The sequence below is a fragment of the Flavicella marina genome (assembly GCF_009193215.1).
Taxonomy (GTDB): domain Bacteria; phylum Bacteroidota; class Bacteroidia; order Flavobacteriales; family Flavobacteriaceae; genus Flavicella; species Flavicella marina.
In genome coordinates this window covers 62,219-84,819 of sequence record NZ_VYVA01000007.1, presented here as the reverse complement: position 1 = coordinate 84,819, position 22,601 = coordinate 62,219, and the positions used below count along the sequence as shown (strand labels likewise).

The window sequence follows — 22,601 nt, the reverse complement described above, 5'->3', positions numbered from 1 at the left end:
GTATTGTTTTTGTTTATAGTATTTTGAGATAAGTGCAAAACAAAAAAAGCTTTCCGATTAAGAAAAGCTTTTTTTGTTTGTTGTAGTTAAATCTACAAACCAAATAGACTTGGTAACCAAAGACTTAATGCTGGGATGTATGTAATTAATAATAAAGAAATAATCATAGCAAAGAATAATGGAAGCAATGGTTTCACTACTTTCTCTATAGTTGTATTCGCTATTCCAACTCCCACAAATAATACAGAACCAACGGGTGGAGTACAAAGACCAACACAAAGATTAAGAACCATGATGATTCCGAATTGAACAGGATCCATGCCTAATTTTGTGATAATTGGTAAAAAAATAGGGGTAAAGATTAATACGGCAGGTGTCATATCCATAAAAATTCCAACAAAGAGTAATAGGAAATTTATAATTAATAAGATGACAATTTTATTATCGCTGATTCCCAAAAGAACTTCAGAAATATTTTGAGGAATATTTTCGTACGACATTACCCATGACATACTCATTGAAGCACCAATTAACAACATTACAATTGCGGTAGTACCACACGAATCTAATAATATCTGAGGTAAATCTTTAAGGCTAATTTCTTTGTACCAGAAACCTAGAACTAGTGTGTATAAAACGGCTATTGCAGAAGCTTCTGTAGCTGTGAATATTCCGATTACAATTCCTCCAATAACAACAACCAATAACATTAAACTTGGAAATGCTCCTGAAAAAGTTTTGATTACTGATTTAAAAGTGCTTCTTTCTCCAAGTTTATAACCTTTTTTCTTCGCCCAAAAAGAGGCAACAAGCATTAAAAAGAGACCTGTTAATATACCAGGGATATAACCAGCAACAAATAAAGCAGCAATCGAAACGCCTCCACTAGCTAATGAGTAAACGATCAATACATTACTTGGAGGGATGATCAATCCGATGGTAGAAGAGGTAATGTTTACCGCTGCACCAAATTCTTTTGAATACCCTTCTTTTTCCATTTCAGGTCCGAGAATACTTCCCATCGCCGATGCAGAAGCCATTGCTGAACCAGCAATAGAGCCCATCAACATTGCTGCGATAACATTAATTAATGCCAATCCTCCGGGAAGAGCACCAACCAATGTTTTTGCGAAATTGATGAGTCGATGAGCGATACCTCCTTTGTTCATAAGTTGGCCTGATAAAACGAAAAATGGGATTGCGAGTAGCGCAAAGCTATCTAATCCAGTACCGATTCTTTGTGAAACAGTAGTTAGGGCAGGTAACACCGGAATACTTGCGAACATGGTTAATAGTGAAGAAATAGCGATACTCCAAGCTACGGGTACACCGATCAATAAAAAGCTGATGAAACTTAAGACTAAAATAACTATTGGTATGTATTCCATTATAATATTTGTTTATTGATGATGTCAGAAATTTTGTAAAAAATAATTAGTGCTCCACTGATTGGAATCACTAAATATACGAGAGCAAGAGGAATTTGCAGTGCTGCAGAGTGTTGGTCTAATATATAAGTTATATAAACCAACCTGATTCCACCAATGATTAGCGCTCCAAAGCAAAACAATATGATCAAAATATTTACAAATACTTTTATCTTGATTTGATTTGATTTTTTTTGTTTTGATGGAATTATATCAATTGCAACATGCATTTTTCGACCAGAAATATAGGCAGCACCTAAAACTCCAACCCAAATCATTAAATATCGAGCAAGTTCATCTGTAAAAGAACTTGGCGTACCAATAATGAATCTCGTGAATACTTGCCACAATACATTTACAACCATAATAGCCATAATTATAGACAAACAAGAACCTAAAAATTTATCTACTTTTTTTCTCATTATGTTTTTTATTTAACTGCTTGAATTCTTTGTATTAAACTGTATATCTCTTTGTCATCTATGTAGTCTTCATACATAGAAGTTACTTTTTCTTGAAATTTACTTTTGTCTGGTCTAAAGATTTTAACTCCTGCTTTTTGAACTTCTTCTAAAGCTTCGGTTTCAGCTTTCGACCAAAGTTCTCTTTGATATACGACAGAAGACGTAGACGACTCTTGCACCCATTTTTTTTCTTGTTCATTTAAACTATCCCATAGGTGAGTTCCCATTATTAGAACATCAGGTACAGTGGTGTGCTCGTCCAACGAATAGTATTTACAAACTTCATAATGTCTTGATAAATAAAAACTAGGAGGATTGTTTTCTGCACCATCTACAACACCTTGTTGCAAAGAGGTATACAATTCACCCCAAGAAATAGGAGTAGGAGAGCCACCTAAACTGTTCACCATATTCATTGCAGTGACACTTTCCATAACTCTAATTTTTAATCCTTTTAAGTCTTCTGGCTTTTCAATAGGTCTTTCTTTCGTGTAAAAACTTCTACTCCCTGAGTCGTAGTATCCTAAACCTTTTAGCCAATATTTTTTACCTCCATCTAAAAGTTCTTGTCCGATTTCCCCATCCAAAACAGAAAAAGCATGAGCTCGGTCTCTAAATAAAAACGGAAGCCCAAATATTTTCATGTTTGGTGCAAAGTTCTCCATAACGGCAGCAGAAACTTTTGTCATTCCTAAACTCCCGATTTGCAAAAGCTCGACGGTTTGTCTTTCGTTACCTAATTGTTGGTTTGGATATATTTTTATGCTCAATGTACCCTTAGATCTTTTCTCTAGGTCTGTGGCCATAAATTCCATCGCTTTATGAACGGGATGGTTCATGTCTAGCCCATGGGCTAATTTGATAGTTTTTGTTTGTTGTATAGAATCACATGAGTATGTGAAAACAACAAGCAATACTGCAGACAGAAGATTTGTAATCTTGAAATGTTTATATTTTGGCTTCAAAGTTTTTAGTTTTAAATATTTTGTAAATATAGTAAACGAAATCAAGAATACAATCGATTGTATTTGTTTTTTTGAATGCAGTAAATCTAATTAATGGCTAACTTTAAGGCAGATTTTAATCCATGTTGAAAAACCATTTCGATAACTGTATTTCCATTTTCAGTAGAAATATTTTTAACAGCTGGATCCGACTTAAGCGACCATATTCCTTTCAACGTAATTTTGAGGTTAACCAATCTACTGTTATTAATATATCGATTGGACTTTATTTGTTCAAAATTTAAATCTGGTTGTACTATTGAAATTTCGTACGATTTCTCGGTTAGTTGTTTAGACATAATTAAAGCTGGTTCAGAAACTTCTGTGATTAAACCATGTTTAATAGGTTCCGAGGCGTTGAAAATGACATAAGCATCAGTATTGGTCTCTTTATCTTTCACAATATGTGCAAAATCATCCGCTTGTAGTATATCGTATGAATTGTCTTTTTTTATTTTTTTTCCAAAATTTTTGACTTCTTCTTGTTTTAGAAAAGGGTAGATTACATATTGATAAGATGCATTGCTCGGGTTCATTCCATGTTCTATCCAAGCAGTTGCAAATTTTCCTTTTGTTTCTTTTTGTCCTTTTCCTTTAGGATCCATTTTGCCTGTTTTAACGGAATATTTATTATGATATGAAAATTGCTCTTTTCTAGCGGTCATTACTTTGGAGTCAGACAAGATATGATAACCATTACCATAGGTGTCAATTACCCAATTGCCACACTCTTTTTCGTAAGATGACTTTGTGATACTTTTATCTTTTTTGGTATAAGTAGGAGGATTAGCTTTCGTAATTGAAGTTTGAAACAAGTTTGTTTGTGTGGGATTTTCATTATCAATGCTCGAGATACCTGTACCGATACAAATTAATTTATCACCAAAAGAAAATACAGATTTTTTAGCCTTCAGCTTGCCTGGGAAACCAACATTAACTTCGTTTCCATCGGCATTAGATCCTTTTGATTCATTTAAAACCATACCGAAAACACCATTATCATCTAAAGTAACTGCTCCTGCAAATGTTTCTGCTGATCGGAACATTAATAGGGGAGTGTTAGGCTCTAATTCATCAAAAGGAAGATAAATAATGGTTGCACCAGGATATCTATTCCAGTCCCAACCTTTTTGTTTGAATCCACTTGCAGCCTCTCCTTTTTCATTCAAAAGTTGTATGGTTCCGTTTGCAGGATATCTACCATAGCGATTCGAACCAACATAAATCTCTGACGACCAAACATATTTGCTATATCCTTTTATGATGGCTGCCCAATTATTTCTTCTATGGACGGCTGTTGCAGCATATGGAAATGTTTTATATCCATCTAAATTTTCTTCTTGTATATTGTTTAGACTTGTAAAAGTTTTTCGGTTTAAAGCATCACTTCTGCCCCAGAGTCTCAGGTAAGCACTGGCAACTTCTCTATCGATTTTCTCCGTTCCTTCAGGGTTTCCAGAATAAGCCATCTGTAGATAGGGCGTTTTCAGAGATTTGATACTATTATCTTCTAAAGGATGTCTACCAGCATTTCCAAAACCATAATCCATTTTTTGGCTGTATGTTCTTGTCGCTAAAAATGCATTTTTAAAATTCGCATGTCCTTTTTCAGAAATTCTAAATTCGGTGCCTGATAAAGTTTGAATGATTCTTGGTACATTTCTAAATGCTCCCATTCCGTAGGCCGGATAATGACCGTTATGATGCCAAGCAGTACCATCGATTTTAAAGCCCCATTCTTGATCTTGTTGCCCAAGAGTAATACCTATGTAATTTGCATATGCACTTAGTATGGTTGCCTGTTTGTTCAAGTCTTCAACCATAAATATCAGTAGTAAATGATAATAGGCTTGTGTATTTAAATAGTCGAGATTTACGTGAAATTTGGTTTCATCGTCCAAAACCATACCAACATTGAATAGCCATTGTAGACTTCCTCCAACTTCTTTTAAAAGGTTTGACTCTTGCAGTGTTTTACGCAACATAAAGAAACCTTCTGCCAATTCTCTTACATTATATCCAATATGATGTCTTGTTCCTCCAGAAGCTCCTTCTTGCCAACCTTGATCTAAATAATAATTGGTAGCCATTAAAAACATGTCTTTAAGTTCTTCTTTTTCTGCTGTGGAGGCAGAATGATAACATTTACCAATGTTTTTTATCAATTTACCTAAATCATTTATTTCATTTCCTTTGATAGTTCCTTGTTGTTTGCTATTATAATATACTTGTTCTTGTTTGAAATTCATTGGCGGACCTAAAACGGTTTTACCATTATCTACAAGCTTTAATTTTTCAAATTCAGCTCTGATTTTTCCTATGTTGACGCGAGTTTTTTTATGGGTTCCTATAGAATTATCTAATTTTTTTTCAATTGAGTTTAAATCAGATATTTTTTGTTTTGATATTTCTAATTGTTGAACAGAGTTGATAAAATCTATGTATTTTAACAAAGGCATCCAATGATCGGAACCTGGTTCTTTGTCTGATTTTATAAAAGGTACCGTTTTATCTGGGTATGAATGACGATCATCTTGATATTGAGAGAAAACTATATCATCAAAATATAGAGTTCCGTTTGTTGCATTAGTGCTAATAGAAAAATTATCTATTTGCAAATCTTCACCTTTCGCAGGAGCTGCACCTTGCATTTCATAATAGGGAACCCAAATGGTTCTCCAACCCGTAAAGTTTATTTCAAATTCGAAATAAATTTCTTTTTTGGAATTGTTTGTTGCGGATACTTTTATTTTTTCATTTTGAGCAACCTCGTTGTATATAGATAATGACAAGGTAGGACTAGCAGGAAAATGATCTCCGTATTTAAGTGGACTCTCATCTATATTTAAAATTCTGAAATTTTTGGTAGAAATTGCTCCTGGAGCGGTCCATGACCATTTTAATGATTGTTTTCCAAATTTATGGTGTTCTTTACTTGTAGATAGGGTAGAGCCATTTGTATTAGAATAATAATCTAAAGAAGTGTCGTATTCAAAAGATTCTATCGCAGGTGTATACGAATTCTGAGCTATAATTGTTTGTGCAATAAATGCAAAGGCAAAAAGAAATTTATTTATTTGGAATATCGAATGATTCATAATTCTAAGTTAATGTTAAATGAATAGATGTTAAAATTAACACAGTTTAAAATTTTTACCGTGGGGAATATTGTTCTTCAAGAAGGGGTAGAATACTCATAAAAAAAAGCCCCTATAAATTATAGAGGCTTTTTTGCTTAAACATTTGACTATTATTTTACAACTATTTTGGTACTAGAAGACTCACCGATTTTTGTTGAAATTTGTAAAATATAAATTCCTTTCGCATAGTTACTGACATCAATAGTTTGTGTTGAGTTATTTGAATAAACTGTTTTACCTGTTAAATCGATCAAATTAACCCTTGTAATCGCATCGTTGTTTTTTACATCGATGTTTATTTGTGAATTTGAAGGATTCGGGTAAACTGATAAATTGAAAGTATCAATAGTATTATTTGTTGAAGCCGTTTCATCTGCAGTTGTGAAATCTAACTGTTGTAGGGCTGTATATGCTTGGTTAGGTGTCCATGGTCCATTCAAAACAAACCTATAATATCTATATGCTTCAGCAGTAGAAAGTATTGTTGTACGTTCGTCAGCAGAATTAGATCCTACAGTTATTACTGTACTCACTGTTGTCCAACTACTTGCGTCGTTACTAGCTTGAACTATCCATTCAGAATCTCCAGTTGCTCCTTTAGAAGAAGTTGCATTTGCAAGTTTATGTCTTACCTCGCTTACTAAAATAGGATTGTATTCTCCTGCAACTTCGAATAAATACCCTTCGTTGACTGGAGCCTCAACACCATCGGCTAATCTAGGAACACTGTTATCATCTACAAAAATAGCGTCCCATTTAGCAGTACCGCTGTTAGAAAAATTAGCATTTGAAATAGCTGCAGTTGGAGCCTTAAAAATATTTGTTTGTCCGCTTGCACTTGTGTTTAATGCTGAGAATGCTCCTATTGCAACATCGACAGGGGTAGAATAATAACGAACATCCGAAACCCACCAAACACCGTTTCTTATTGGTTGTGTAGGACTATCATAATCTCCTGGATCTGTGAATTCATATTTAAAAGCAAGTGCAAATTTGTCTGAACCTGCGTCATCAATATAATCGGATAGATCAATATAAGTGTAGGCGAAACTACCATCATTTCCAAATACTTTGCCATCATTGTTTGAATCTACAATGTCGGATGTGACATCTATCCAAGTTAATGATACATCATCAGGTGAAGTTCCATCTGTGTAGTTTTTTGCTATCATTACTTTGAATGTATTTGAACTAGTCCCCTCTTTGAAGGCATTTTTAGTAGCGAAAGAAACAGTCATATTCTCGTAATTCGAAATATCTACTTCATCTGTTACAACCCAAACAGTTGCATTTAAATTGTTACTACCATAGTTTCCCGCGATTTTAACACTTGTTGTTGTTCTGCTTCCTCCATCTGGAATAGTTGTACTAGGTCGAGTATAACCTAAAGTTGTTTCAGGTGCAATATCTCCTGATCCAGTTTTTCTTGTAACAAGGGCGTTTCCAGATGAAGCCTCCAAAGTTTCTCCATCAGGATTGCTTGTAGCAAATGATCTAAATCCAGAGTTAGTGAAATATTGAAAATCTTGATAATAAATCACGTTCTGAGCGAATACTGTCGAACTTATCAGGAAGCTTGTGATAAAAAAGAATTTAAATAATGTAATTTTTCGCATAATTAATAAGCTTTATATGGTTAATGTCTGTACAAAATTATTAGGTTATTGCATTCTCAGTAGGGGGGTAGCGTGTCTATTTTGAGGGGTGAAATGTTCGTTGTTTTTTTATTTTGTTGATTGTAAGTGTTTTGTGGTTGTTTCTTGTTTGAATTGAAAAGAGGATGTTATTCAGGTTTCATCAATTGTAAATTCAAAATTTGCGTTGTTTAAAAAGTGTAATAATATTTTTTTAATACAACCTCATAGAAAATTAGCAAAAATCTATGAGGTTGTCAAGTGATTAATTAATCATTATTTTCTTAGTAAAAATAGATCCATTTGAAAGCTGAATTGTTAAAAAATATACTCCTTTCTTAAACTCTGAAACTGGAATGGGGTTTCTCGTGTTCTGTATATGCACAACTTGCCCTAAACTATTATATAATTTAACCATAATATTTTCTGTAGCCTCAATATTTAATTTGAAATTGATTTTGGAGTTGGTTGGATTTGGATAAATGATTAAAGGGTTCTCTTTAGCTACAGTTTGTGTACTTAGGATTTCAGAACTCGTAAAATAATGCACATCTGAAATGTAGAATGTACCATTCCTGTTACTTAAAGAATAAGCAGAGTTATTACTTTCGTATTTAAATGCCAACGTAAAATTATCACTATCAATGTCACTAATATCAAGAATAGATTTCAAATATATTAGGTTGTTAGTATCATCGTTTTTGGCAATATTTCCAAGTTGAGAAGTAACGTCGGTCCAATTAGCTGTAGTTACGTCATTTGTATAATCAGTAGATATAAGTGCAGATAATGATGAAGTACCACCATTGGCATATCTAGATTGTGTCCAAAATGTAATGTATTTTTTTGAGTCTGAATCATCAATATAGGGATTGTTGCTAGATAAGTCAATTGAAGTTAGCGGAATCCAAACTTCCAATTCATAATTTTGTCCAGATGTAGCTCCAACTACTGAAATCGCTTTTTGGTCTCTTGTAGTATTGTTGGGAATTCTTACATTGGGTCTAGATTCATTAAATTCATCATTAGAATCAGTGTTGTCAACGATATTTGAAATCGTTTTTCCCAAGTTTGATTCTAACTGACCATCTGTATTTTTAACAATTTGTACATCATATCCTCTCGTACCGTTATTGTATCTAAAATCTTCATAAAAGAAAGTAGGGTAGAATGGATTATAAACTCCTGAAAAAAGTTCAATATCTACAGGTAGACCATCCTTGAGATCTACTTGTAGCGTTGTTTCATTGGTTCCAGCAGTTATTTGAACATTTCCTCCAGATGATGTTTGCAGTGACCAATCTCCATTAAGCACGAGTGTGGTTGTAATTGATTGACTAGCACCATAATTAGAAGCAAAATTTAAATCGGGTTGCATAATTGATAATTTCAAGTTGTTCCCGGCAGTTTCGGTAATAACTAGACAGGGTGTATCGTTGCTTTTGATTGGGGTAGTAGCACCGTAGGATCCACTGTTAAATAATACAAATCCATGTTTCGAGTTGTATTTGACAATATGGGCAGTTGCATTTTTTTGAATGACTTGGTAAAAAGCAGTGTTTTCGTTTTCCATGTCATTCGATAAACTTTGCATTTGGGTAGCTGTTGTTCCAGGGATTATCACATATTCATATGCTTCATTATTTGGTGCTGTATTATGATTGATATACGCTGAGGAAAAATCTCCAGTAGTGGCAGCATCAACACCATTTTCGTGAGGTGATGTTTGGTTTTTTCTAGTAACAACAATCTCTGAGCCACTTTTGATGTAATAACCCGTATTGTAAGCATCAAGTATCCAATGATTGTTCGAAGAAGATAATGGAGATGGTGTATAAGGAAAAGTAGTTGTACTACTATTATTGATAGTAATAGGGGTAGATTTACTGTTTAATTTATTTTGAAATAAGTTCGTTGCTGTTAGGTTGGTGTTGTCATTGTTATTAATATTGGACCCTAGACAAATAATTTTTCCATCAAAACAAAACATTGATTTTTTAAATGTAAATGTTGGGTTGTAACTTGATGTAACTCCTTCTTCCCCAGATAAAATGTCTTTTTGAGTAAAATCCATCCCAAAGATTCCGATAGTTCCTTCTAATTTACTATCAACATAATAACTACCTTTAGTTCCATACCTTAAACTAGCTGCAAAATTTGAGTTGGTTTTTTCATCTTGTCTATTAATTGCAGCTTTTAAATCTTCAAAAGGCAAATGGATACTTGTAGTTCCAGGAGGCATATTCCAGTTCCAACCATTGATATTAAAGCCAGAATTTTCATGTCCACCAGGGTACAAGATTTCTACTGCTCCGTAACTTTGATATCTTCCATATCGATTGTCTTTAGTATAAATCTCAGTTCCCCAAAAATATTTGTTAAAACCTTTTATATCTGCCACCCAATTTCCTTGACGGTACACGCCTAAATTTGAAAAATTGATTTGCCAAAAACCATTTGGAGGGGTTTCTGCAGGATACGAGTTCGTTTCACCATCAGCCCCTTCGATATAATTGTAGGCTCCGATTAATTGTTCGTCAACAGGTGCAATGAGGCCAAGGTTTTTATAAGCACTAGAAATTGAAATTGGGGTTAAAGGAGACCTACCTGATAAAGAATTATTAAAATTGTCATCAGACATAACAACCCTAGCAACTGAGAGTATATTTTTAAAAACATTCCTTTTTTCGCTAGAAATACCGAAACTACTACTAGATATGTAGTTTACAGCTTGCGCTAGACTTTTGTATGATCCGAATGCATATTGAGGGTAATAAACATGATGATGGAATCCTGTATAATCAACCTTCACCCCATTTCTTTCTTTCGCATAGGTGGTCAACCATGTTTGCGCATAATTTCTAAAACCTTTCAAATATTGGATTTGCTCTGGTTGAGTTGATTTGTATAAGCAAGCGCCAAGTAATGGAAGTGACCTTGTAAGTGCATCGTCCATGTTGCTGTCATGTGCAGTTGGATGCCAGATGATATCAATAGCAGCATACCATTCTACCATTTTTTGAGCTTGATCCCATAAGCCAGCGTTTTCTAATTCATTCTTCATTAAATGAATGGCTTTGGCAACGTTTCTAAATCTATACCCAATGTGATGAATAGTTTCTACCAAACTTCCATCTGCATACCCTTGATCAAGAAGATATCGGACAGAGTTAAGAAAATAGTTTAGACAGGCCGTATTACTGTTGTTATGCTTGTACTCTCTTGCAAATATATGGATGAAGTCATCTACTGCGGCTATTGATTGACTGTCGGAGTAATCTGTTCCATACAATGGGAGACCAGAGATAATTCCGTTTTCATATTCAATCTCCTGGTCTTGATATGCTGTAATAGCCTTATTTAAAACGGAAGCACCGGGTTTCGAACTCAATATAAAAGAATCGTATTCTTGTTTTACTTTGGCAAGATCTGTTAATTCTTGATTAGAAGGTGAGTTATCAATAGCAACAGTTTTGGGTAAAGATTGAAAATAAACTAAATCTCCCCAATGTTCATTGTTGTTTGCATTGATAAAGGTAAGTTGATAATCTGGTGCACGTGAAGTATTTCTATCCATAGTATAATCGATATAGTCAAAATACATGGTGCCACTTCCTGTTGAAGGAGCTTTTATTATTAGAGTTCTTAGGTCATCATTTGATTTCAAACCTGACATTTCGTATCTATAACTAGCAGAAGCAGCTCTCCAGCCAGTATAGTTTATAAAGAAATCATAATAAAATTGCGTAGCATTGTTGTTGTCTTTAAATTCGATTTGAAAGGAATCACCGGAAATGGCTTGTTCTGAGTAAATCCACATTCTAAACATGTTTTTGTAGTAATCTTGAACCTCATCTTTGATCAAACCGTTTAGGTTTAGGTCGGAAACGGTTAGAACATCGTTTGCACTCCAATTCCACTTCAAAGACTTGTCACCAAGTTTGGTATGTTTATCTGAAATACTCAATGTACCTAAAGATGCTGACCAGTTACTTGGAACACTGTTGGTTTCAAAAGATTGGTCTTGAGATTGAATATCTATACTGCATAATACAAATACTATATAGAGGAGTATATTTTTAGAATGTTTAATGTTAATTTTTTTCATTTGATTTTTTAATTAGTTGGATTTTGGTTGAATCCATAAAATTAAAAATAACAAAAGAAATTGAGAGGGGGCTGGTTGGCTTAAGAAGAGGGTAAAAATGCTCAATGCTTCTGATTATCTAGTCTTAGCGCTAATTGCGTACTGTATAATGGAACAGTTTTTTTAGTAGTATTTAAACCTTCTACGTAAATGTATGGGTCATTTCTATCTTGAAATTGGTGTTCAATACTAAGTTTTTTATGAGGTGTTTTTGATCGTAGTGCAACTACATTGCTGCGTAGGTATTGTTTGTGACAATCTATATGAAGTTTGTTTTTAAAGCGTTTAGGATCTCTCCATATCCAAGAATAAAACAGTTCGTTAAACTCACCATCTCTCCACCCTTCAATTTCTATATCCCAAAATGTATTATATTCTCCAGAATGAGGTAAGTTTTGTGGAGCCCCTCCGCCTGCAATTTTTTCAATGTTGGAAATATTTTCGAACAAGTTGTACATAGGTGGACAAAATCCAGGGTTCCCAATTCCATGAAGATCGATAGTAGATGGATGTTTGAATTTTATATTTCTAAAAACATTTCCAAAAGAGCAACCTTCTAAACTAGGACCATGCGTCATTTTACTTTGAACGTCAATATCTTGCACTAGGTTGTCAGAAGAGTGATACATTTTAGGTGCATAATGTCCTGATTTACCCGTAATAAGAATATCTTCTATCGTGATATTTTTACTATTTACGAGTTGTGTGGTCTGAGTGTAGTTATCAATATGAATGTCTTTAATCCAACCGTTTGCAACTCTGTGTAAATTGATTGCTCCCCAACCATAATCCATTTCTCTATTTCCGTGATGTTTGTAATTTCCATCCCAAGCAGATTTGAAATAAAAATGTTCGACACCAATATTTTTTAACATGGGTATTATGGTAATTATTGGATTGAATTTTTGATCAATTTTTCTTCTCGTGGGTTGCGCGATTTTTATCGTTTTTGAATCAAGAATACTGTCGACTTCCACCAACCACTGAAATGATCTTGCTTTTTGTTTGCCGGCATCGACATAACTTTTTTGAAACTTTTCAAAAACCAAGGGGTGCATCAGTTCATGAATTAGGTTTCCTTTTTGATCTGTGTTTTGAAGAGAAATCATAATATAATCACCCTTGCGTATTTTTTCGGTAGAAATTATGTGTATGATTGTCTCGTTTTTTGAAACACTTTTTGATATAGAGGAGGTAGGAGGGATTGAATCAACATGAAAAAAACTATGAGTGTCATGCAGATTTAGTCCGCTATGAAAAACAAAAGGAGATAACCAAGGACTATCGTTTTCATTTTGGTTTGTTGAAGAACCACTGAATATTATCGTGCCGTCGTTTTCCGAACCAGACCCTCTTAAAATTATATTACTGTGATTGATTCTAACGATGTTCGTTTTTGATGGTAATGAATTTACTAAAAATGTTCCCCTTGGAAACATAACAATGCCTCCATGATTCTTACCGGCTGCTTCAATGGTTTTATTAATTGCATCTGTGTCATCTATAGAGTCGTTTGGAGTGGCTCCAAAGTCTAGTACATTGAAAGAATGGAGGTCGTTTTTGTTTGAAATACTTTTTTCACCATACTCGTAACCAGCATATGAGTAGTCTGGTAGATTAGAATCAACCTTATTTTTCTTGAAGTTTTTTAAAATTCTGGGTTCAAAACTATCACTTGTAAATTCTTTACAACTAAATAGAAACAAACTTAAGATAGAAATGACCCAGATTTTCATTTGAATAATTATTATTTATATGGAATTATTTCTTGATACGTTTTGTTTTGGTACCAAGGGTCATTAGTTTTCTTTAATAGCTCTCCAAGAGTATGAAGTAATTTTTCGGCTACTTCAGGTTGCTCTTCAGGTAGTATTTGGTTGAGTTGGTATGGATCTTTTTCATTGTCATAGAAAAAAACAGCAGTCACTGAAGTTGCTTTTTTCTTATGCCAAGGTCTTTTATTTTCTTGAACACAGAAAGTGTATCTATCCGTTTGAACACCTCGTGAATTACCGAGCATGATTAATGCAGCCTCTGGTTTTTTTAAATCTGTTTTTAAAGGCTCTGTCAATAAAGGTGCATAGTTGGTACCTTCGATGTCTTTTGGTATTTCTTTTTCAAGACCCGCTAAGCCCATTACTGTTGGTAATACATCAGGAACACTCATCAAGATATCAGAAATTCCTGCTTGAACTCCTTTGGGCCAATGCACGATAAATGGAATAGCCAAAGATTCTAGCTCTACTACATTTTTACCTGTCAAACCATGACTACCCAACATTTCTCCGTGGTCTGAACTAAAAATGACAATCGTATTGTCTAGTTGACCTGTTTTTTTCAATTCCGTTAAGACTTGACCGATATATTTGTCAGCACTAGTTACGTTTGCATAATAATGTCTTGCATAGTTTGCCACATCAATATCTGCATTTTTTCTAACTACTAATTGTTTGTCAATTTGTGGGAATTTGTCGGTATCATAGTGCTGATGTAACGATTCCATATCAGTATTTTCATCATCCCATGGGTTGTGAGGAGGGTTCATCGACCAAATCATACAAAATGGTTTGTTGGGATCTCGGAATTTTTTGTTATGTAAATACGAAATTATTTTTTCAGCTTCGTTTTTTGCAGAAAACATTTTTGGAAGATGGAGCTCTCCATCCTTTTTACCTTCAATAGCATCAGGGTCATTCGAGTATATTCTCGGATTGAAATGTTCGTCTTTTAAGGCTTGATAAAAATATTCGATTCCATGTCTTTTGTCACTTGGTACATAAGTGTCATATTTGTTGACATGATGCCCGCCAGGAGCTTTCTTAGTACCTACATAATTCCCGTTTTTATCAAATAATGGTTCATTCTTCAACCAATGACATTTTCCAAAATATGAAGTATTGTATCCAGCAGCTAAAAATAAATCAGGAATTGTAGTGATGTCATCTTTCAGACTATGATTTCTACCTACCTTGCAGTTGTTCCAAATTCCGTTTTGCTCAGGGTAACGACCAGACATTAGCATTCCTCGATAAGGACTGCATAAGGGGAAATTGCTAATTGCACTGGTAAAAACAATCCCGTTTTTTGCCAAACCATCGATATTCGGGGTAACTACAGGGTCAGGTTTTCCTTTGACGTGTACATTGTAAGGAGCTTCTGACCAAAATCCGGCTGAGTACCGACGTAATTGATCAGGAAAGATGATCAGAACATTGGGTTTTTTACTTGTGTCTACTTTCTTTGTTGTTTTCTGTGAACTACAGGATATACAAATTGTTGAGAGGACAAATAATGAAAAATATTTTAAATACATTGGAGTTGAGTTGAATTAATAAGGATGAGTAAACTCATCCTTAAAAAACTTTTTAATTTTATGTTATTCGATAATTAAATAAGAAGCAACTTTTGTTGATTGTTCTTTTGAAGGTGCCATTGCACTTATTTTATTAAAATTAGAGTTCACCAATGCAAGCGTGATTTTTCGATCTTTTTTTCCGTTGAATAAATCGCTTACGATTTTGGCATCTAACTCAATTGCTAGTTTTTGATTCTTTCCATCTAAAGATTGAGGCACTTCCATGCTTCCAACAAGTTCTCCCAGCTCTAATGCATCAGACCATGTTATGGATAACTCTCTCCACTTGTCATTCTCTACAGCATAGATTTCTAAATTAAATGTGGCATCGGGTTGGTCTTCATTTTTATAAACTTTTAACGGTATATGTAATGTAACTTTATCAACGCTTTTTAGTTTTTTTGGAGTTTCGAATTTTAAATAAGTAATACGTGAATATTTTGTATCTGAGTTGGATTTAAAAATTCGTAGATTTTTCGGTGAACTTTCACCAAAAGCGGTGTCCGAGGTATTTCCACCTTGAATAAAAGCATCTTCTACCACTTTTAATTTTTGAGTTTGAGCTTCTACAGTGTAGGTCATAGAAACTATTACAAGTAATGCGATTAATTTTTTCATTTTATTGAGATTTAAGTTTATTTATATGTAAGTATCCAATTGGGTAATTCTCCCAATCTTAATTTTAATTGTTCTTCAAATAATGATTCAGGTTGTACAGGAGTCCCGATACTTTCAGCGATTTGAACTTCATCATTTTTGAAAGTAGTCTCTGCTCCGTGGAAACCCACAATGATAGGGGGTACGATTCTCCAGTACCAAGAATCAGTTGCGACAAATCTAAAATCTTTGATAGCCGCACTAGTCTGTTTATAATTCCATAATACTAAGTATTTACTATGATTTGGAAGACTCTGACGTGCACCTCCAGCTCTACCTGTAAAAAAACCACCTTCAATGTTGTCGAACAAAGTGCATCTAGGTTGTGATGCATGTGATTCAAAAGATGTGTGAGAAGGATATTTACTTCTCCAGATAACGGTTGCCGAGGTGCTTCCTCCACCAACGCCAACTGCATGATGCATACCAACCAAATCATTCACATTTGCAATTAATATTCCTGTTGATCCTCCTCCTGCATGAACAGAACTGTGACCTATATTTCCTTCAATAGTAATATCGATAGCTGTACTGTAAGCCGCCTGTGAAAAGCCTAAAGGATTCGTAACGTTTTTAAATGTACAATTTCTAACCCAAGAGTTTACTGCACGCGACACTTTTAAAATGCCCCATCCGCTGTCATCTTCAGCTGATCTATGATGTACAAATTCTTTCTTCCAATTTCCTTCGAATCTAAGGTTTTCAAAACCTAGTCCTTCAGAATGTGCAAAGCTATACAATTTCCATCCATGTTTTTTTCGAACGTTGTAGTGAATAGGTTCACAGAAAACAACGGTTTTTCCTTTAATAGAGGCAATTTGATGTCGTTCATTAACTTGAACACCTGTGTTGATTATTTTTTTCCAATCATCTTCAAGTTCCAGGGGTGAGATATCTTCTTGAACCAACTTTTTATCATTGTTTATCAGTTTTAGAATTACCCAATCTCCTTTTTTTAGTTTTGAAGCATCTTGTACTTTTATTTCAAACGTTTCTCTAGTTGCATTTGAAGTTACGTTGGTTAAAAACTTATCAGAACCACCTGCACTCGTCTGAATTGCAGCGGGACAACTGTACAGTTTTTTAGGATCTGCTGGGGGCAAATCATTCATGAAATGGAGTATTGAACCATTTTCTCCTTCGCCTTCACCTCTAAAGACTATATTTGATGAGTTTATAATGATTGGGCTGCTATCATCTTTATCTGTATTGACATGATAAGTACCTTTAGGGAAAAATATGATTCCTTCCTTGTTTTTTATTGCTGCGGCGATTGCTTTCTTGATGGCATTTTTATCTGATTTTGAATCAGAAGGTATTGCTCCATATTCTGTAACATCAAAAATTTTAAAATTCACATTAGGTATTTGTTCTTCACTGTATTTGTAACCAGCGTAAGAAAAATCAGGTAGTATGGGCTCTTTTCCCTTTTTTTTTGCTTGAACATAATTTTCCCAAGTTTCTGATGTTTGAGAATAATGTGCGGTCGAACTTAAAAATGCAAGAACTAAGATATAGATGTTTTTTATAGTCATGAGTTTTATTTTGATAATTTTTTGTATCTGCCTAGGGCTTCTAAATAATAATAATCGGCATAATTTAATGGTACGTCAATCTCATTGTTGTGAGGGATACTTCCTACTGAATGCTTCAATAGAAAATTTTTGTTTTCACCAAGTTTTGCTGTGTATTCTGGACTTGCCAGTGAATTCATAATTTTATTTATTGCCGGAAGATATGATTCTTTTGAATAAGCTTGAAGTTCAATTAGAGCAGAAACTGTCACTGCAGCTGCTGAAACATCTCTTGGTTCGTTAGGGATATTTGGAGCGTTATAGTCCCAATATGGAATTCCATCTTCTGGCGTTCCAGGGTAGTTGATAATGAAATCTGCAATTTTTTCTGCTTGTTTTAAGTAGATAGGGTTTTTAGTATATCTATAGCAAACAGTATATCCATATATTCCCCAAGCCTGACCTCTTGCCCATGAACTTTCATGTGCATACCCTTGAGCAGTATGTCGATTTCTTACGCCACCAGTTTCAGGATCGTAATCGATTACATGGTATGAACTGTTGTCGTTTCTAAAATGATTTTTTAATGTGGTATCTGCGTGTGAAATTGCAACTTGTTCGTATTTAGAATCCCCAGTGAGTTTTGACAATTCAAAAAGCAATTCCAAATTCATCATATTATCGATAATCACAGGGAATTTCCACCCTCTGGTAGATTGCCAACCTTTTTCAACATCCCAACTTTTGATACAACCTACTTTAGGATCAAAACGTGTAATAAGAGAATTTCCAGCGGTTATCAATACATTTTTAAACTCTTCATTACCAGTTAGACGGTACCCATTTCCATAGGAACAATTAAACACGAAACCAAGGTCGTGATTTGTCGTATAATTCTTATGACTCTCAAAAATTGCTTGGAATTGCTCAGCAGCAATTTTCCATTTTTCATCTTTTGTCAACTCATATAAATACCAATTAGTTCCAGGGTAAAATCCTTCCGTCCAATCAAAGTTTTCATGGATCCAATGCATATTTCCTTCGGCGTCTAAAGTTCTTGGAATGTTGTTTTCTTCTTCGGCAACTTTCAATAATAATGACAATTGCTTGTTGGCAAATTCTATTTGTGCTTCAATCTGTGGTGCCTCACTTTGCTTTGAAGTCGCCATACAAGATGCGATAATAATTGGTATGACTAGCAATAAAGATAATTTTAGATATTTCATATAGTATTGATTGTGTGATATTTTTGTTTTGTTATCTGATTGCAAGTTCTTAAATACTTAAGGTGATTTAGGGGGATTTAGTGTTCAACAAGAGGGGGGATATCGTGTGAAACCCAATAAACATAGGGGGCTGTGGTGTTTTTCTATAAATTGATGATTTTAAATGATTTTATAACCATATGATTGTTAACTGTTCGAAATCCGAAATATCCAGTACGATATGGAGCATTGTCTTGATATTTAAATATTATTTCACCATCTTTTTTATATACAGTGGTGTTGTTTTCAACGGTTATTGTTATGTGAATGTCTTTATTCGCAAATATTTTATAGTTATCACCACTTAAATCATGTTCAGGTAGTAGTGGCCTGTTCTGTTCGCCATTGTACCTTCTAAATCTGGTTTTTGTGTTATTATGACCTCCGAAGCCAACGTAGTATTGTGTAAGACTATGATAATTATTGAATTTTCCTTTTCTTGATTCAGAGTTTATAAAAAAGTTATTTGGTTCATTTGGATCATTTGCCATCCAAAAACAATTTAAGTCGGAAACGCGATCGTGCGGACCACCTTGATCTATTACTTCAACGATATAATCAATCTGCAGAGGTTCTTTGATTTTATTTCGATACCATATCGTGCATCCTTTTGCATCTATGATTTCCATATTTGTATTGTTTAGAAAAACAGTACCTCCTTCTTGTTGTTCTATTACCCAGTTTTTTTGTGTAAAGGCTACTGTATCCTTATTAGAATCAAGGTTACATGCAACCAGTAATAGAAGTATGGAATAAATGCTTGAGATTTTCATATCGGCTTAATAAGGAGTCATAAAAAGAGTACTGCTAGAAACATCACTTTTTGAAGGAAGGATTACTTTTTTTAAGAACTTATAATCTTTGTTTTCTATACACCACTTGTGTAAAGTATTCCTCATATTGTCTAAAATTTCATTATGATATGTAGAATTCACCAAATTGTTCATTTCGTAAGGGTCTTTTTCTAAATCAAACAATTGCTCTCTGTTTTTACCCCAATTGTAAAGGATGTATTTATATTTGTTGGTAATAACCGTACGACCAGTTGTTCCAAGGGCTTGTTTTCCTTCGAATTTTGTTTCTACAATGACATATTCACGATCAAGTTGTTTTTTCTTTGATAGAAAGATGTCTTTTAAGTTTTTTCCTGGTAATTTTTTTTTGTTAATTCCGGCAAATGCACAAATAGTAGGGTAGAGGTCTAGTCCGTTTGAAACGAGCGTGTTGTTTGTGGTCTTTTCCGGTTTAATCACTCCTTTGTAGTTTGCGATAAAAGGCACTTTTACACTTTCTTGAAATAAAATTGTCTTTTGATTCCAACCATGTGCGGCGTTTCCATCTCCGTGATCTGATGTGAAAATAATTATAGTTTCTTCTCTTAATTTATTTTGATCAATCGCATTTATAATCTTACCAATTTCAAAATCAACTTTTTCTACGAGACGGTAATAGGCGTACAAGTAATTTCTCCAATCATTTTCTGTGTAGTTCGAAGTTGGATAAACTTTTTTATTTGCATTTTGTTCTAATTGTACTACTTCAGGAAAAGAGCTTGATTTTTTAAAATTTTTTGGGAGATTGGGGGTTTTATCGATATCGGGTATTGAAACATTCCCATAGGGTAAAGGTTCATTTCTGGCCCATTCACAAATATTATGTGGATTGTCAAAAGATACAACGAGAAAAAACGGTTTCTTTGATTTTTTCTTAGATTCTATATAGGCAACACTTTTTTCAGCTAATCCGATATCTCCCATTGGGGCAATAAATTCAAAACCATTACCGGCTGACATACTTGCTTCATGAGCATGCCATTTTCCTCCGTAAGCACAGTCATATCCAGCATTTGTCAACACTGAACCTAAAACATTTTGTTTTTCGTTAGAGATGATTCGATTGTCGCCGTCTTTGTTCGAATTGACACCTATGGAATGCGGCATTTTTCCGGTAAACATACTAGATCTGGAAGGAGTACATAACGGAAAAGTTACATAAGCATTATCAAAGTACATTCCTGTACGTGCCAATTGATCTAAATTAGGTGTGCTTACATTTTTGTTTCCCATATAGCTAAGCGCTTGAGCATTGTGTTGATCGGTAAGTATTAACACGATATTGGGTTGTTTGTTTGTTTGAGCACTAAATAATAACGGAATAAAAAATAGTATGTAGGTAATGTTGCGTTTCATGATTGTATCATTTGAATAGAGAAAACCTAGAACTTCAGTTTTAAAGTTGAAATTCTAGGTTTTTTTGTTGTCTTTTTATTTTACCAACCGGGCTTTTGGTCTAATAAATTATTGAGGTTTACTTCTTGTAACGGGTATGGTAATGACATGTGTTTCGATTCGTCGAAAAATTCACCAGATCTTAAGAATGCTTTGTGATTTTCGTCTGTTGGTTTGAAATCAGGCGAAGCGATGATAGCCGCATTTAATTCTTCAAGTTTTGTTCCCAATAATTCCCATCGAATTAAGTCGTGTTTTCTTCTACCTTCAAAACAGAATTCTCTTAGTCTTTCATCTACAATTTCTTCAAAAAATAATTCCTGAGTAGAAACTGCGGCAGCTCTACTTGTGTTTTCAATAAAATCTAATCCAGCTCTTCTTCTAACTTCATCCAAATATCCGATAGCAGAAGTAGTAGGGCCATTTAAAGCATTGTCTGCTTCAGCATGCATCAATAAAATATCTGCATATCTTAAAACTGGAATGTTTATTCCTGTGAAATTTCTGTTCGGATTAGGGTTGGCTTCTAATACTATATACGGATCTATTTCCCCAGCTGGAGGAGAGTCATTTAAATCATCAAAATCTGCAGGTTCCCATCTACGAAATTTACCTGGACAATAATTTGAAGCTAAGGTACTTGTAACTGCTTTAGCATCTCCACTTCCTGTATATTGCATGGCAGGAACATTCCAAGCCTTTCTAAGGATTTCGTCGTTTGAAACGAATAAATCTCTTACTACCGGTGTTGTATTGAACATAGCATAAGCACCTGGATAGCCGTCATCACCACCACCATAATTAAACGCTAGACCATTTATTCCTCCAATTCTTCCATGCGCATCAATTCCAGATTCTCGTAAATATTTAAACGATATTTCGAAAAGGGTTTCTTGAGTGTCGTAAACGTTTTCTAAATAACTTAAAAAATGTTTTCTGTAATTATCAGTTACTATCGTCACAACTTCTTCTCCATCAACAATATTTGTTGTAACAATGGAAGGGGTAAGACTATGTTCATTTGAGTTGATAACAATTTCACATTGTTCCATTGCTTTAGCGTATTTCGTGTTATCCTTTAAAGGATACCCCGCCATTTTCAAATATACACGCGCCATTAAACCATGTGCTGCCATTTTATTTGCTCTTCCAGGAATGTAATTAGGATCACTGATTAATGGAAGGTGTTCTGAAGCAAATGTGTAATCACTTATGATTTGTGCATATAGTTCTTCTAGACTTGAAGGTTTTAGATGGTTTGCTGATTGATCTAAGGTCGAAGACAATGTCATAGGGACTTCTTCATACCATGATACTAGTAACGAATAAGCATGGGCACGTAAGAATTTTGCTTCTCCGATATATGCGTTGAATTCATCTTCCTCAAAACCAGATTGATCCAGTTTTTCAATAAAAATATTACTTAGATTGATGATTTGATAAAGTGATGACCACAAATCTTTCACATAATTATCTGCTGAGGTATGTCTATATAATCCGACGGTCCAATTTTCATTGAATCTTCTATTGTAATAACCTTCATCTGTACCTGATTCCATGATTACCGACAATCCTTGTCCGTAGATTTGATCACTTGCAAAAACAGAATAAATCCCCGCCAGTGCAATGTCTGCTTCTGTTGGTGTACTGTAAAAGTCGTTGATACCCCAAGTTGATTGAGGTTCTTCATTTAGAAAATCAGAACAACCAGTGCTTATCGCTGATATAGCGAATGCGCATATAAGTATTTTATATATTTTTTTCAT

The 22,601-nt window shown here is 34.3% G+C and carries 14 protein-coding genes; all 14 read right to left on the bottom strand.

Going from position 1 to position 22,601, the window contains the following annotated elements; translation table 11 throughout:
- Nucleotides 1–92 precede the first annotated feature (92 nt).
- Nucleotides 93–1,388, bottom strand: a complete 1,296-nt coding sequence (locus F6P99_RS13035; protein WP_152287934.1) for a TRAP transporter large permease — start codon at nucleotides 1,386–1,388, stop codon at nucleotides 93–95.
- On the bottom strand, nucleotides 1,388–1,849 hold the full coding sequence (locus tag F6P99_RS13030; protein WP_226913086.1) for a TRAP transporter small permease: 462 nt from the start codon (nucleotides 1,847–1,849) through the stop codon (nucleotides 1,388–1,390). Before F6P99_RS13030 ends, F6P99_RS13035 begins: the two co-directional genes overlap by 1 nt.
- Nucleotides 1,850–1,857: 8 nt before the next feature.
- Complete coding sequence (locus F6P99_RS13025; RefSeq protein ID WP_193316083.1) at nucleotides 1,858–2,856, bottom strand: TRAP transporter substrate-binding protein; 999 nt, start codon at nucleotides 2,854–2,856, stop codon at nucleotides 1,858–1,860.
- Nucleotides 2,857–2,942: 86 nt separating this feature from the next.
- Nucleotides 2,943–5,993, bottom strand: a complete 3,051-nt coding sequence (locus tag F6P99_RS13020) for a chondroitinase family polysaccharide lyase (RefSeq protein WP_152287933.1) — start codon at nucleotides 5,991–5,993, stop codon at nucleotides 2,943–2,945.
- 152 nt (nucleotides 5,994–6,145) lie between these two features.
- Nucleotides 6,146–7,651, bottom strand: coding sequence for a T9SS type A sorting domain-containing protein (locus F6P99_RS13015; RefSeq protein ID WP_152287932.1), 1,506 nt, complete (start codon nucleotides 7,649–7,651; stop codon nucleotides 6,146–6,148).
- 283 nt (nucleotides 7,652–7,934) lie between these two features.
- Complete coding sequence (locus tag F6P99_RS13010) at nucleotides 7,935–11,777, bottom strand: chondroitinase family polysaccharide lyase (protein ID WP_152287931.1); 3,843 nt, start codon at nucleotides 11,775–11,777, stop codon at nucleotides 7,935–7,937.
- A 101-nt stretch (nucleotides 11,778–11,878) separates the two neighbouring features.
- On the bottom strand, nucleotides 11,879–13,552 hold the full coding sequence (locus F6P99_RS13005; RefSeq protein WP_152287930.1) for a glycosyl hydrolase family 28-related protein: 1,674 nt from the start codon (nucleotides 13,550–13,552) through the stop codon (nucleotides 11,879–11,881).
- Between the two features lie 11 nt (nucleotides 13,553–13,563).
- Nucleotides 13,564–15,129, bottom strand: a complete 1,566-nt coding sequence (locus F6P99_RS13000; protein ID WP_152287929.1) for a sulfatase family protein — start codon at nucleotides 15,127–15,129, stop codon at nucleotides 13,564–13,566.
- Nucleotides 15,130–15,192: 63 nt separating this feature from the next.
- Nucleotides 15,193–15,789, bottom strand: a complete 597-nt coding sequence (locus F6P99_RS12995) for a CBM96 family carbohydrate-binding protein (RefSeq protein WP_152287928.1) — start codon at nucleotides 15,787–15,789, stop codon at nucleotides 15,193–15,195.
- 17 nt (nucleotides 15,790–15,806) lie between these two features.
- On the bottom strand, nucleotides 15,807–17,363 hold the full coding sequence (locus F6P99_RS12990; RefSeq protein WP_152287927.1) for a DUF4955 domain-containing protein: 1,557 nt from the start codon (nucleotides 17,361–17,363) through the stop codon (nucleotides 15,807–15,809).
- A gap of 5 nt (nucleotides 17,364–17,368) precedes the next feature.
- Nucleotides 17,369–18,568 carry a glycoside hydrolase family 88 protein gene (locus tag F6P99_RS12985; RefSeq protein WP_152287926.1) on the bottom strand — a complete coding sequence of 400 codons (1,200 nt, stop codon included), beginning with the start codon at nucleotides 18,566–18,568 and terminating at the stop codon, nucleotides 17,369–17,371.
- Nucleotides 18,569–18,711: 143 nt separating this feature from the next.
- The gene (locus F6P99_RS12980; protein WP_152287925.1) at nucleotides 18,712–19,380 is read right to left on the bottom strand and encodes a DUF6250 domain-containing protein; all 669 of its coding nucleotides are present in this window, start codon (nucleotides 19,378–19,380) and stop codon (nucleotides 18,712–18,714) included.
- A 6-nt stretch (nucleotides 19,381–19,386) separates the two neighbouring features.
- Complete coding sequence (locus tag F6P99_RS12975; RefSeq protein WP_152287924.1) at nucleotides 19,387–20,796, bottom strand: sulfatase family protein; 1,410 nt, start codon at nucleotides 20,794–20,796, stop codon at nucleotides 19,387–19,389.
- 80 nt (nucleotides 20,797–20,876) lie between these two features.
- The gene (locus tag F6P99_RS12970; protein ID WP_193316082.1) at nucleotides 20,877–22,601 is read right to left on the bottom strand and encodes a RagB/SusD family nutrient uptake outer membrane protein; all 1,725 of its coding nucleotides are present in this window, start codon (nucleotides 22,599–22,601) and stop codon (nucleotides 20,877–20,879) included.

Excerpts from the sequence above, each read along its gene's own strand:
- F6P99_RS13010 (WP_152287931.1), bottom strand. The coding sequence starts at position 11,777 with ATGAAAAAAATTAACATTAAACATTCTAAAAATATACTCCTCTATATA.
- F6P99_RS13030 (WP_226913086.1), bottom strand. The coding sequence starts at position 1,849 with ATGAGAAAAAAAGTAGATAAATTTTTAGGTTCTTGTTTGTCTATAATT.
- F6P99_RS13035 (WP_152287934.1), bottom strand. The coding sequence starts at position 1,388 with ATGGAATACATACCAATAGTTATTTTAGTCTTAAGTTTCATCAGCTTT.
- F6P99_RS12985 (WP_152287926.1), bottom strand. The coding sequence starts at position 18,568 with ATGAAATATCTAAAATTATCTTTATTGCTAGTCATACCAATTATTATC.
- F6P99_RS13015 (WP_152287932.1), bottom strand. The coding sequence starts at position 7,651 with ATGCGAAAAATTACATTATTTAAATTCTTTTTTATCACAAGCTTCCTG.
- F6P99_RS13005 (WP_152287930.1), bottom strand. The coding sequence starts at position 13,552 with ATGAAAATCTGGGTCATTTCTATCTTAAGTTTGTTTCTATTTAGTTGT.
- F6P99_RS12990 (WP_152287927.1), bottom strand. The coding sequence starts at position 17,363 with ATGACTATAAAAAACATCTATATCTTAGTTCTTGCATTTTTAAGTTCG.
- F6P99_RS12975 (WP_152287924.1), bottom strand. The coding sequence starts at position 20,796 with ATGAAACGCAACATTACCTACATACTATTTTTTATTCCGTTATTATTT.
- F6P99_RS12995 (WP_152287928.1), bottom strand. The coding sequence starts at position 15,789 with ATGAAAAAATTAATCGCATTACTTGTAATAGTTTCTATGACCTACACT.
- F6P99_RS13020 (WP_152287933.1), bottom strand. The coding sequence starts at position 5,993 with ATGAATCATTCGATATTCCAAATAAATAAATTTCTTTTTGCCTTTGCA.
- F6P99_RS13000 (WP_152287929.1), bottom strand. The coding sequence starts at position 15,129 with ATGTATTTAAAATATTTTTCATTATTTGTCCTCTCAACAATTTGTATA.
- F6P99_RS12980 (WP_152287925.1), bottom strand. The coding sequence starts at position 19,380 with ATGAAAATCTCAAGCATTTATTCCATACTTCTATTACTGGTTGCATGT.
- F6P99_RS12970 (WP_193316082.1), bottom strand. The coding sequence starts at position 22,601 with ATGAAAAAAATATATAAAATACTTATATGCGCATTCGCTATATCAGCG.